Here is a 12,735-nt window from a genome sequence, read left to right on the forward strand (position 1 = left end):
CGTCTCCATGGATTCCGTTGACCTTGAAGTCCTGAAGACCAGCTGCGACTGGCTGGCTGCCGGCCGCCGCGTGCTGCTGGTCACCGTGGTCAAGACCTGGGGTTCGTCGCCGAGGCCACCCGGGGCGCTCATGGCCATGCGCGACGACGGTCAGGTGGCGGGCAGCGTGTCCGGCGGCTGCATCGAAGACGACATGGTGGACCGCGTGCGCAAGGGCGGCATCCACGAGGCCCTGCCCTATGCCGTGACCTACGGCGTGAGCGCCGATGAAGCGCGCCGCTTCGGCCTGCCCTGCGGCGGCACCATCCAGCTCGTGATCGAACCGCTGGCTGCCCACAGCCGCCTGCCCGAACTGCTGGCCCGCCTGCAGGCCGGCGAACTGGTGCAGCGCACCCTGGCCATGGGCAGCGGCGCGGCAGAACTCGCCACCGCCGCGCCCGATGCGCAGATGGCCTTTGACGGCCAGACGCTTGTCAGCATCCACGGGCCGCGCTGGCGCCTGCTGCTGATCGGCGGCGGGCAGCTCTCCCGCTTTCTGGCGCAGATGGCCCTGGGCTGCGACTTTGATGTGACCGTCTGCGACCCGCGCGAGGAATACACCGAGCTCTGGGACGTGCCGCGCACCAGGCTCGTGCGCACCATGCCGGATGACACCGTGATGGCGATGAAACTCGATGAGCGCTGCGCCGTGGTTGCGCTCACGCACGACCCCAAGCTCGACGACCTCGCACTGATGGAGGCGCTCAAGAGTCCGGCGTTCTATGTGGGTGCGCTCGGCTCGCGCAGCAACAACGCCAAGCGCCGCGCCCGCCTGCTGGAGTTCGGCGTGACCGAGGCCGAGGGCGAGAAGCTGCACGGCCCGGTGGGCATCTACATCGGCAGCCGCACGCCGCCTGAAATTGCCGTGTCCATCATGGCGCAGATCATCGCCGCCAAGAACGGCGTGGACACGCAGCGCCTGACCACCGTGGGCGAGGCCAAGGACGCCGCTGAGCTGTCAGACAACTCGGGCTGCGTGATTCCGGATCGGGTGTACGGCGCATCCGACACCCCGCACGACACCTGATGCCGCGGTGAGGTTGCGATCACGCGGATTGTCTGTGCGCCCACCTCCAACTGGCCCGGGCGCCCTGACCGACCGGCCCACAGGCGCTGGCGCCATCGTTTAGCTTCGCCGCTCTCCACGCGTCTTGCTCAAGACGCTGGGCCCAAAAGAAGCCAAACCACAAGGGAGGGACGATGAGCCTGGTTGCTCTGCGTGTGCGCCATTGGATCGGCGTGTTGTTGTGTATTTCGGCACTGGCGTTCGGGGCGGTGAGCACTCAGGCCCAGGGCGCCAACCTGCCGGCTCCGCGCGATGCGGACTACCCGGGCACCATTCGCCTGACGGTGGACGCCACTGATCTCGATCGGCGCATCTTCCAGGTGCAGCAGAGCATTCCCGTTGCGCCCGGCCGCGTGACGCTGCTCTACCCGCGCTGGCTGCCCGGCACGCATGGGCCGTACGGGGATGTGTCCCGCATGGCCGGCCTGATGGTCAGCGCCGGCGGCAAGCCCATCGACTGGAAGCGCGACACGCTCGACCCCTATGCCTTCCATGTGGACGTGCCGACCGGCGTGCGCAGCATCGATGTGCGCTTCCAGGCGCTCACCCCCCTGGCCGAGAGCGCCGGCCGCGTGGTGATCACGCCCGAAATGTTCAACCTGCAGTGGAACATCGCCCTGCTCTATCCGGCTGGCTACTACGCCAGCCGCATTCCGTTTGCGGCACAGCTGCGTCTGCCCGCCGACTGGGAGCCGGGCACCGCGCTGCGCGTGCAGGCCGCAAACGTGACGACGGTGGACGGCCGGCGCATGAAGGTGGTGGAGTACCAGAGCGCCAGCCTGGAAACCCTGGTGGACTCGCCCGTGTTTGCAGGGCGCCATGTGAAGCGCGTTGCCCTGGATGCGCCGGGCACCGCCCGCCCCGTGCAGCTGTTCATGATGGGGGATGACCCCGCCGTAATTGAAGCCAGTGCCGAGCAGATCGAGGCTCACAGGAAGCTCGTGCAGCAGGCCGACAAGCTCTTTGGCAGCCGTCACTTTCGCCAGTACGAGTTCTTGCTCGCGGTGAGCGATCGCCTGGGCGGCATCGGCCTGGAACACCACGAAAGCAGCGAGAACGGGGTGCGCACCGACTACTTCAAGGACTGGGCGCGCGGCGTGGGCTCGCGCGAACTGCTGCCGCATGAGTACGTGCACAGCTGGAACGGCAAGTACCGCCGCCCGGCCGATCTCTTCACGCCGAACTTCAACCTGCCCATGCAGAACAGCCTGCTCTGGCTGTACGAGGGACAGACGCAGTTCTGGGGGCGAATTCTTGCGGCACGCAGCGGCCTGACCTCGACCGAGCAGGCCATCGACCAGTTCGCCCGCGTGGCCGCCAGCTACGAGACCCGCGCCGGCCGCACCTGGCGCAACCTGCAGGACACCACCAACGAAGGCACCATCCGCGCCGCCCGCGACAAGCAGTGGCGCGACTGGGAGCGCAGCGCCGACTACTACGACGAAGCCACGCTCATCTGGCTCGAAGTGGACATGATCCTGCGCGAGAAGACCGGCGGTGCAAAGAGCATGGACGACTTCGCGCGAGCCTTCTTCGGTGTGGAGGACACGCGCCGCACCGGGCCCAACGCCGAGATCCGAGCGCTGACCTACACCTTCGACGACGTCATCAACACACTCAATGGCATTGCGGCTCACGACTGGCGCGGCCTGCTGCGCGAGCGAATGGATGCACGTGGCGGAAATGCGGCGCTCGACGGACTGAAGCGCGCCGGCTGGCGCCTGACGTGGAGCACCGAGCCCAGCAAATTTGTGCCGCCCTGGGCGCGCCGCGGCCAGCAGGAGGCCGACTTTGCGTACTCGCTGGGCCTTATGGTCAACAACGAGGGGCGCATCACCAGCGTGGCCTGGGACAGCCCCGCCTTCAAGGCCGGCCTTGCCCCGCAGATGCAGATCATGGCCGTGGCCGATCGCAGCTACAGCGCCGAGCGGCTCACCACGGCTGTCAAGGGCAACACCGAAGGCAAGGCGCCAATCGAACTCATCGTCAAGGACGCCGACGCGTGGAAGCGCGTGCGCATCGATTACCGCGGTGGCCTGCGCTTTCCGAAGTTGGAGCGGATCGAGGGCGCCCAGGAGCGCCTGGGCACGCTGCTAGGCGCACGCTAGGCGACCGCACTCACACACCGCGCGCAGGCCGCGGCACAGCCTGCACGCGGGTGCATCGGTTCGATCAGGAACCGCCGCGCGCCATCGCGTCGGCCAGCCACATCATGACGTCGGACTGGCAGCTGACACCCTCGTTGGGTGGTGCCGCGGAAGCAGCTTGCGCCATGAACCGCGCAAACTCTGGCGAGCCCGCTGCGCTGGCAGGCGCGGCTTGCGGGTGCGCCATGCGATGCAGCATGCGCGAGAACGTCTCGGTCATTGCCTCATTCGTGCTGTTGGCGGCAGTTTGTGGCAGCTTGAAGACGCTCACGCCCTCCTTGATGGTCTCGGTCACCTGGATGTCGGCGATGGTCGAGGGCACGACCGCCGTGGGGTCCTTGCTGAGGATGACAAAGTCCGCGAGCTTGCCAACTTCCAGCGTGCCCTTGCTGCTTTCTTCGAACAGCGTGTACGCCGGCCAGATGGTCATGGCCTTCAAGGCTGTGATGACGTCCACGCGGTGCTGCGGCCCGACGATGCGCCCCGACCCCCGGGCACGGCGCGTCACCGTGGCATCCAGCACACGCATCGAATTGGGGAAAGCCACCGGCGCATCGTGGTGCGAGGTGAAGATCATCCCTCGCTTGCGTGCCCAGCCCGTGGGCGAGATGTTCATGCCAGCCTCAGGCCCCACCGTCTGGTTGAGGTGCCAGTCACCCCAATAGAAGGTGTGCATCGGAAACAGGCTGGGGATCACGCCGAGCGACTTGAATCGATCAAGCTGCTCCTCACGCAGGAACTGCCCGTGAATCAGCACAGGGCGCAGGGCCTTGCCCTTGCCGAAGCGCGCCTGTGCTGCCATGTGGCTGGCAATGAGCAGATCGGATGCGCGCTCACCGTTGGAGTGCGTGACGATCTGGATGTCGTTCTCGGTGGCCCAGCTGATGGCGCTCATCACTTCCTCGGCCGATGCCGCGGCATAGCCGGAATAGCCCTTCGGATAGTTGCCGACGGGCTTGTAGTACGGCCGATCACGCCAAGCGGTGAAGCCCTGCGGGCTGCCATCAATGGTGAGCTTGGCGCCTGCAACCCGCATCCTCTTGGTGTAGGTCTTGCTGACGTTGGTACGAATCGCTTCCCGGTCGATCAGCACATCCGGGTAGACGGCAAGATCGATCTGGTAGCCGCCTTCATTGGCCACCTCCCGCAGCAGCTTCAGTGTGGCCGGTGTAGCGCGGCCCTCCTGGGCTGTGGTGTAGCCGAAGCGCGCCCACAGCTTTGCGCCCTCGCGGGCGAAGACCTTCATGCCGTCCGGGCCGATCGACGGCAGCAGCTTGTAGACCGCATTGAAGAATGCGGTCTCCTCCAGTACGCCATTGGGCTCCTGGGAGCCATCACGCCGTCGGATCACACCGCCTGCCGGGTCCTTGGTCGCTGAGGTAAAGCCCACAGCCTCAAGCGCCTTCGAATTCAGCGAACACAGATGGCCGGATTGGTGAACCGCCACAAGCGGAACGTCCTTCGAGACGGCGTCCAGATCATCGCGCGTCGGGTGCCGCTGCTCCTTGAGCTGGGCATCGTCGTACCCGAACCCGATGATGAGATTGACCGCAGCCACTGTCTTTTGATTGGCAGCAATCCAGGCGCGCATGGTGCGCTGCAGGGCCGCGATGTCCTGAACTTCGCCGTCCGGCGGGGCAAGCAGGTTCGCGCTCAGCGATTGAAGCCCACCCATCATCATGTGCCCGTGCGCATCCACGAAGCCCGGCACCATCGTCCTGCCCTGCAGATCGATGACCTGTGTATTCGGCCCGCGCAGCTTCATCACTTGCGCGCGCGTACCGACCGCAATGATCTTGCCGCCCGCTTCGGCAATAGCCTGAGCGCGCATGGCCTTGTCATTCAGAGTGATGATGGCGCCGCCGGTCCAGATTCGATCGGCGCGGGGTGCTGCTGCCCTTGCAGCCATCGTCACTGCAGGTACCGCGAGACCCGCCACGGCACCTGCCATGGCCGTCAGAACGAAACGTCTCTTCATAGCGTTCTCCCAGAAGTGGTTGTTTTCCGCGGCCCTTGATCCGCGACTGTGCCGGTCCGCCGTGAAAGACGTCCGGGTGTGCTGCAGCAGTTCAAAACGCCAGTACCTGGAACCCCAACTCCACGCCCCACTTCACCGGCCGGTTGCCGCCCACCGAGGTCGACGGCTTGACGAAGACCTGTCCTTGCCCGCCAAGCATGGGCCCGAGCTTGTAGCCCATCGTGACACTCAGCGCCCCATAACCGCGCCGCGTCTCCCAGTCGTGTACCCACGCGGGGTCAACCGTCATGTAGACCTTGGGATTCGCAAACTTCGGCACGTAGTAGAGATCAAGCGTCGTGTTGTTGACCTTGGGGCGGCGTGAATCCCCGCTGATGCTCACGCTATGCAGCAGCGCTGGGGCAAAAATCTCGCCGCCCTTCAGAAAGCGCGCATAGATGGCGTTGAGCTTGAGCACATCACGATCGGTGCCAAGCTCGGGGCGCGATGCAGTGTCGAACACGACCTCCGCTGACGCCACCGCACCCCACACCGGGTTGACCTCCACCACCTGGTTGACCTTGAGCGACACATCGCCCAGGGCATAGTTGGTGTTGCGCGTGAAGTCGTTGGAGGCGTAGGGAAGCTTGAGTCTGAGCGAGGTTCCCGCATCTCCCACGGGCTGTGCATAACTGAGGAACAAGGTATCCGAGCGAAAACCACCCACCAGATTCAGGTGCTCGAACGACACCGTGGCGGTGCGGACTGGGCGGGTCGGGTCCGTGCCGTCGTTGGGCTTGTCTTCCGCCAGTGCGCAGAGCGCGCTGCACACCAGCCCGAAACCGATCGCGGCACGCAAGATCCGAGCGTGTTGCGACTGCACATGCACGGCAGCGGCCTCTTTGTCATGAACCGGCTTCATTCGCCCCCCTCTTGTTTTTTTCCCCAAAGCAGCACACCGCAGCCTCGGGTGTGCCTGCACCATCTGCCATCGGTGTAGCACAGCGATCTGTCGAATGGCTAGAGGAACAGGCGCTCCACAGAGGCTGATCCGCCAACCTGCATGAGCTCGCTTCCGTCGCAGAACGCGGCTAGCTGATCTGCACGGAGCGTCCAAGCGGCGGCGCCTGATTCCTGTTCACGTCGGGGGCCACACAGGACACGGATTCGCCGATCGCGGTAGGCTCGCTGCAGCCCACCCCGAACCAGTGCGCCGCATGAAACCCCAGACTCTCACTGCCGAACTCCTTGAACTCGACGCACTGAATGCGCAGCGCCTGCTCGCGCCCCTGTGCGAGCTGCTGCAAGACGCCGTGCACGGTGGCGCCTCGGTCGGCTTTCATGCGCCGCTGGACAGCGCACGTGCGCAAGCCTTTTGGGAGGGCGTGATCGACGCCCTGGCCACCGGAGACCGACGTGTGTGGGTGATTTTGGTAGGTGGCCAGGTGGCAGGCAGCGTGCAGCTGGAGCCCTGCACCAAGGAGAACGGTCGTCAGCGTGGCGACATCATGAAGCTGCTGGTGCACCGTCAGTGGCGCCGCCGCGGCTTTGCGCGTGCGCTGATGGAACATGCGCAGAACGAGGCGCGCGCGATGGGCTTGCGCACCCTGGTGCTGGACACCGAAGTGGGCAGCGCGGCCGAGGTGGTCTATCAGGCCCTGGGCTGGCAGCGCGTGGGCGAGATTCCAGACTACGCCGACCTGCCGGACGGCACGCCGGTGGCTACCGCGTACTACTACCTGACGCTCAAGGCGCTGGCCTGAGCGATCCTGCGCGTCGTATACACCTCGGCGTCCGACGTGCAGGGTGCATTCGCCCTCGGGTAAGCCAGCATGGCAAAGGTCCTGTGCACAGGCACAATGCTACTCATTGGTACAAATCAAAAACAGATGAGTAACACCCATGTTCACCTCACGTCTTGCTGTGACTGCGCTGGTCTGTCTGACCCTGCTTGCTCCCCCCGCCGCCATGGCCATTGAAGAACCCAGGCACACGGTCATCGAGACCAGCGGCCCCTTCCAGATCCGCCAGTATGAGCCGACGCTGATGGCCGAGGTGGAAGTGAGCGGCGAACGCAGTGATGCGATCAACAAAGGCTTCCGCGTGCTGGCCAACTTCATATTCGGCAACAACCGCGTCCAGCAGAAGATCGCAATGACTGCGCCGGTCACGCAGGTGGCAGAGCCCGCGAGCACCAAGATCGCCATGACGGCACCGGTGACGCAGGTGCCGGTCACTCCGGGTGACGGACAGGCCGCAGGCGAGCAGCGCTGGCGCGTGGCCTTCATGATGCCCAGCCAATACACGATGGACACACTGCCCCTGCCCAATGACCCGCGCATCAAGATCGGCGTGATGCCAGGCGAAAGGCGGGTGGCCGTGGTGTTCGACGGCTTCTCCACCCAAGCCAATCTGGGCAAGCACCGCGAGATGCTGGAGCAGTTCGTCAAGGAGCGCGGGCTCACGCCTATCGGGCCCTACATGGTCGCGTTCTACAACGACCCCTTCACCCTGCCCTGGAACCGGCGCAACGAGTGGTGGGTGCCGGTTGCGCCCTAGGGTGCACTCACGCAAGAGGCCCGAGCCTCAGGACATCGAAGAGGTGCCCAAGTGCACCGCCCCCTGCAGGGTGGAGCAATGCTCAGGGCCAGGCGGATGCCGCTGAACGCATGAATGATTCCATGGCCGTTCACTCAAGGACGTACCCGCACACGGGATGGCTGTGTCGGTGGCCAAGCGCAAGCCGGCGCCGAAGAGGTGACTTTCGTATTCAAATGAATTCGGCCACGTTCCGCTTCACTAGCCTAGCCTGAAAATTGCCTACTGATGTGCGATAAGCTAAATTCAACGAATATATTTAGATCAAATTCGGCCAGATCTCGCACAAGCCGAGAAGCTGCGGATGTCTCAATACATCCAGGTCGCGCCCAGACTCGCCTGACGCTCCATGCGCCCGTCCTGCCGCTGGGCCCCGGCTCGCAGGCGCAGGGTGAGGTCGCGCCGCACATAGTGTGACAACGCCACGCTTGCCCGGGTACTCGCCCGGCCGCTATCGGCCTCGTTGTAAGCCCGGCTCACCGTGACGTGCAGCTTGGTATCCCACACGGCGCGCACGATCGCGCCCGCATCGAAGCTCCCGTACATGAAGGACGTGCTGCTGCGCGCCGCTGCACCGACATTCGCCAGCGCGTAGAAGTCTAGGTCAGGCGTGAGCCGCCAGGTTCGACCTGCGCCGCCGCTGACCAGGAAGAACGCACGGCGCCCGGCCAGCGCGCTCCACTGGCTGTCCCAACGCATGTCGAATCGCGCCGAGAAGCCGCCGAGCAAGGCATCGTGCGGCTGCAGTGATCGCATGGCGTAGACCACGAAGCGATCCACCGTCGCGCGCCCGCCCTCTTCCAGCCGTAGGGTCGGCGTCAGGAGCTGCATCTCGGTTTCGGCCACGTAGCTGCGGTTGTCATCGTCCAGTTCATGAGAAACCGGGCGGAAGGTCACGTCCACACCAGCCTTGCCACCGCGCCGACCTGCCTCGACCAACCACTGGGTTTCCTGCGGCGCCCGCGCGGGATCGAAGCGCGGGTCCGGCGAGATCGCATACCCGGCAAACTGGCCCGCTGCCCAAGGGCGCAGCGCTACCTCATTACGTTGCGCCGCATCTGCCGTGATGCGTCGCTCCTCGCGTGCCAGCCGGTTGAAGGACTGCGCAAACGACCATTGCAGATAGCCCTGGCCGTCGGCAGTCGGGCGCCACTCGTCCAGGCGGGTGTTCAGCACCGCGTCGGCCAGGCCCGCGACATCGGCATCACTGGAAATCAGCCGCGCCAGCACCCGGCTGGGCATGACCACGCTGCTTGCACCGGCCATGTCGGCATCGGTCACCTGCCGAACGATGTCCTTGGGTGTCATCCACTGCGAATAGTCGGGCAGCGGCCGATCACCCAGTGACAACAAAAAGTGCACCAGCGTCGCGCAGTTGTAGTCCTGGAAGAAGTAGGTCAGGCGAGTGTGCTTGAGTTCCAGCAGATGCAGACCGAACACCTCGGTCTGTGCTGGCGTGAAGCGCATCGGCACGAGCCATACGGTGCGCTGCTCCTCCACCAGGTACTGGCGCATGGCGGTCTCGAACGGCGCGAGCGCGAAGTAGCCTCGCTTGCCGATCACCAGGCTGTCAAACAGCAGCTTGGGGTAGTTCCAGGTCTCGGCATCCGTGAAGAAGGAGATCGCGTGCTCGGTGCGGCCGCCCTCAGCCAGATTGCCGCTGATATTCAGAAAGATGTGGCCCAGCATGCTGGCCGGCGAGGTGATGGACTCACTCGCAAAGACCAGATCAACACGGTCGATCGGCGCACGCTGGCGAAACTCGACGACCTCCGGGCAATGGTGCAGCGAGACCGCGGGCAGCAGGCCACGCTGCGACAGCCACGTGGCGCGCGCAGGAAAGCGGCAAGCGGCTCCAGGGTCCGCCTTCAGGCGCGCCAGTGAGGCGTCCAGTTCAGCGCGCGGCGAGAACGCCGCTGCGGACAGCAGAAACTCCGGATCGCGGATCTGCGGCACCCCAGCGCGGCTGTGGATCAGCGCGTGCCATTGGTGGTGCGCGGCCGCCTCGGCGCGCAAGGCCGATTCATCGGATGCAGAGGCGATCGGTGCGAGCGCCAGCAGGCTCAGCACCAAAACAAAAGCGGCGCGAACGCCGCTTTTGCCAAGATCGCGCCGAAGCGCCCCGATCACTTGCAGTTGATCGTGACGGTCGGCGAATAGGCCCACATCTTCTCGGTGCCGTAGTCGGTCGAAGAACCGAACACGCCGCCGCTGAGGATGTTGATGAAGAACTTGGTGTCAACGGTCTTCTCTGCGATCGTTTCCTTCACGCAGGACGCGTCGTTCACCACGAAGGTCTTGTTCTTGTTTTCACGCGTCACTTGCACAACGCCCGGGGCCTTGAAGGGCTGGCCGTTCACGGTGCCGGTGACTTCCTTGCCGTTGGACGTTGCAACGTTGATGGACTGGGTCTGCTCGTTCAGGATCGAGGCGCAACCCGTCAGGGCAACAGCGGCTGCAACTACGGCAATGGTCTGGAGCTTCATGTAGATCTTCCCTTTCAATCACGGGTTGGTATGCAAAACAGCTGCCACGGGCCAACCCATACCCCCCTGTGGATTACAGCAGCCCGCGATCCTATCATTGCACTTCACGCAATAGCGCCGAATGTGGCGCCGCTGACACGCCATAAGAATGTGACTTCCAAATGAAATACCTCCACACCATGGTCCGCGTGACCGATATTGACGCTTCTTTGCACTTCTACTGTGACGCGCTCGGACTGCAGGTGCTGTCCCGGCGGGATAACGAAGCTGGCCGGTTCACGCTCATCTTTCTGGCGGCACCCGGCGACGAAAAGGCACAGATCGAGCTGACCTATAACTGGCCAGATGCGGACGGCAAGAGCGAAACCTATACCGGCGGCCGCAATTTCGGGCATGTGGCCTATGCCGTGCCGGACATCTACGCAGCGTGTCAGCGCCTGATGGATCACGGCGTGACGATCAGCCGCCCGCCGCGCGATGGCCGGATGGCGTTCGTGCGCTCGCCGGACCAAATTTCGATCGAGTTGCTGCAGATCGGCGATCCGCTGCCCAAGGCGGAGCCTTGGGCGTCGATGCCGAACGTCGGTGCGTGGTAGCCCGAAGACCACCGAAATGACAAAGGGCCTGATTGATTCAGGCCCTCGTTCATTTGGCGGAAGCGGTGAGATTCGAACTCCGGGTTTTCGAACCCAATACCCTTATAAATCAACCACTTACCAAGCAACGAAAAACAGGTGTGACACCGAAAAGTGTCACAGTCGGAGCATAGCAGGCAGCGGCTCGCATGCCCCTTCAGCGGCTCCCGTATCGCGGGTGCGCCTTGTCCCACCATGGGACCGGCACGGGGTTTGCCTGCTGCCCGGGAAGGCGCGCGGACTCCCCAAAGTCCAGACGATGAAGCAGTGCGAGCCTGCGAAACAGCTCGCGGGCGGCACCGGCCTGCCTCTCTATCGACGGGCGCATCCTCCCCGCGGCTCCGGTGACATCCCACTGGCGCTCATCTTGAATCAAGAGCCTGCTCTCGTTGTTCATCTGCTCTGCGACCGCGCCACAGGCGGCAAGCAGGCCGTCTAGGGGCTGTTGCAAATCCTCGAAATACAGAAGGCCGAGCGCCCCTACCTTCGCCAGCTGCTGGCTGCACTGGAACACGCACTGCTTGACGGCCTCCGCGCGCTGGTCGTCCGTCAGCCCGCGCCAGTCCTTCAGGCGTCCATATAAGGCCATGGTCGCATCCAATGCCCCCTGCACCGCTGCTGCTGCCTCCTCTGCCTTCGCGCGCAACACGTCGCGGCGGCGTACCTCCCGCTCTTCACGCACCTGCTTTGCGGCGCGCTCGGCTGCGGCCCTGTTCGTGAAGTAGACCGTGAAGGCTGCTACAGCAAGCCCGCCCAGTGCGCCAATGAGTCCTTGAAAAAGCGGCATCCATGCAATGAGTCCGCTGCTTGCCTCGCTTGCTGCCATGTAGCCCCCTGTTATTCGATTCCTGGACCCGCTGTTGTCGCGGTGGCTTCCGCCAGACTAGCCAAATCGTCGGCGCAGATTCTCCGCCCCATGCCCACGATTTGGCAGTCCACGATTACCGCGTCATCCAGCCGTTCGCGTAATTGATTGGTTCATCGAAGCTCGGCCCGTGCGCTCGCCCGGTAAGAAATGACAATGAGCACTTGCAGCAGCGCCATTTCACGGCGGTCCCTGAGTACCGCTCTCCGATCATGGGCATGATCGAATCCGAAGCGAAGCACGACGGGCAAGCCCAATGTGGCGCACCTGCTGATCCTTCATAGCGATAGGCCAACTTTCCTTCATCGATTGGCTGCAGCGAGTATTGGGCCTTAGCGCGCACTAGCTCGCTGCGGTCTGCCACTTGCTGACGCAGCTTTGAGTTCTCCTCTAGGAGGCCGATCTGCGCCGCTTGGAGGTCATGCAGCGCCTGCTGCACGGGATGCAGCTTGTCGTGCAAGGCAACCTTCTCGCTGGCGTTCTTCACGGTCCCGATCATGGCGGAGAGCTGTGCAAGCGCGGCTGCCGCTGCACTCGCGATTTCTACTGGACTGGTCATCGTTGCTTCCTCAATTTGCATGGGAGGATTCCCACCCGAACACAGTACGCATGTTTTCGGAGATTGCTTGTGGATACTCGGTGAATAGGTCTGTGGACAACTTGTGGACGACCGGGGGACAACTGGCGAACATCTTGACTAGAGGGATGCGCCGTTGAACTTGATAGCGTGCGGCCCACCGATGAATACTGTACGCATGAACAGTACATCATCCGCACCCCGCAAGCGCCGCTCGAAGGTCCCCACCCACTGCCGCCACTGCAGCGCCGAGCTGTCCGCGGATGACCGCCTGCGCTGGGGCTACATGTGCTCTCCCTGCAGGGACCGCGTGATGGCCGAATGGGCGGCCCGACCTGAACCGCCCGGCATGTGGAAGCAATGGC

General features: G+C 64.1%; 11 protein-coding genes. 5 read left to right on the top strand and 6 right to left on the bottom strand.

All coding sequences use genetic code 11. From position 1 onward, the window contains the following. Window positions 1-7 precede the first annotated feature (7 nt). Window positions 8-1,066 carry an XdhC family protein gene (locus ACMDW7_RS09560; protein WP_377301154.1) on the top strand — a complete coding sequence of 353 codons (1,059 nt, stop codon included), beginning with the start codon at window positions 8-10 and terminating at the stop codon, window positions 1,064-1,066. 173 nt (window positions 1,067-1,239) lie between these two features. Next, window positions 1,240-3,213 (top strand): M61 family metallopeptidase, encoded by a 1,974-nt coding sequence (locus ACMDW7_RS09565; RefSeq protein WP_377301153.1) that lies wholly within the window; start codon window positions 1,240-1,242, stop codon window positions 3,211-3,213. Window positions 3,214-3,277: 64 nt separating this feature from the next. Here the strand turns inward: ACMDW7_RS09565 and ACMDW7_RS09570 are convergent, their stop codons facing one another. Further along, on the bottom strand, window positions 3,278-5,230 hold the full coding sequence (locus tag ACMDW7_RS09570; RefSeq protein WP_377301151.1) for an amidohydrolase: 1,953 nt from the start codon (window positions 5,228-5,230) through the stop codon (window positions 3,278-3,280). 91 nt (window positions 5,231-5,321) lie between these two features. Continuing rightward, a complete protein-coding gene (locus ACMDW7_RS09575; RefSeq protein ID WP_377301149.1) occupies window positions 5,322-6,131 on the bottom strand; it encodes a hypothetical protein in 810 nt (269 codons plus the stop codon). Between the two features lie 295 nt (window positions 6,132-6,426). Here ACMDW7_RS09575 and ACMDW7_RS09580 point away from each other — a divergent pair, with 295 nt between their 5' ends. Beyond that, window positions 6,427-6,972 carry a GNAT family N-acetyltransferase gene (locus tag ACMDW7_RS09580; RefSeq protein ID WP_377301147.1) on the top strand — a complete coding sequence of 182 codons (546 nt, stop codon included), beginning with the start codon at window positions 6,427-6,429 and terminating at the stop codon, window positions 6,970-6,972. A 139-nt stretch (window positions 6,973-7,111) separates the two neighbouring features. Then, window positions 7,112-7,768 (top strand): SOUL family heme-binding protein, encoded by a 657-nt coding sequence (locus ACMDW7_RS09585; protein ID WP_377301145.1) that lies wholly within the window; start codon window positions 7,112-7,114, stop codon window positions 7,766-7,768. A 348-nt stretch (window positions 7,769-8,116) separates the two neighbouring features. On the opposite strand, the gene ACMDW7_RS09590 is transcribed toward ACMDW7_RS09585, so the two are convergent. Both ACMDW7_RS09590 and ACMDW7_RS09595 read right to left on the bottom strand, forming a co-directional pair. Next, complete coding sequence (locus ACMDW7_RS09590; RefSeq protein WP_377301143.1) at window positions 8,117-9,877, bottom strand: DUF4105 domain-containing protein; 1,761 nt, start codon at window positions 9,875-9,877, stop codon at window positions 8,117-8,119. A 56-nt stretch (window positions 9,878-9,933) separates the two neighbouring features. Continuing rightward, window positions 9,934-10,293 carry a hypothetical protein gene (locus ACMDW7_RS09595; protein ID WP_377301141.1) on the bottom strand — a complete coding sequence of 120 codons (360 nt, stop codon included), beginning with the start codon at window positions 10,291-10,293 and terminating at the stop codon, window positions 9,934-9,936. A gap of 179 nt (window positions 10,294-10,472) precedes the next feature. Here ACMDW7_RS09595 and ACMDW7_RS09600 point away from each other — a divergent pair, with 179 nt between their 5' ends. After that, the gene (locus ACMDW7_RS09600; RefSeq protein ID WP_414859537.1) at window positions 10,473-10,889 is read left to right on the top strand and encodes a VOC family protein; all 417 of its coding nucleotides are present in this window, start codon (window positions 10,473-10,475) and stop codon (window positions 10,887-10,889) included. A gap of 196 nt (window positions 10,890-11,085) precedes the next feature. Here the strand turns inward: ACMDW7_RS09600 and ACMDW7_RS09605 are convergent, their stop codons facing one another. Both ACMDW7_RS09605 and ACMDW7_RS09610 read right to left on the bottom strand, forming a co-directional pair. Beyond that, window positions 11,086-11,754 (bottom strand): hypothetical protein, encoded by a 669-nt coding sequence (locus ACMDW7_RS09605; RefSeq protein ID WP_377301137.1) that lies wholly within the window; start codon window positions 11,752-11,754, stop codon window positions 11,086-11,088. A 115-nt stretch (window positions 11,755-11,869) separates the two neighbouring features. Beyond that, complete coding sequence (locus ACMDW7_RS09610) at window positions 11,870-12,373, bottom strand: hypothetical protein (protein ID WP_377301135.1); 504 nt, start codon at window positions 12,371-12,373, stop codon at window positions 11,870-11,872. Window positions 12,374-12,735 lie beyond the last annotated feature (362 nt).

Origin of the sequence: Piscinibacterium candidicorallinum (assembly GCF_047549485.1) — a bacterium.
GTDB classification, from domain to species: domain Bacteria; phylum Pseudomonadota; class Gammaproteobacteria; order Burkholderiales; family Burkholderiaceae_C; genus Piscinibacterium; species Piscinibacterium candidicorallinum.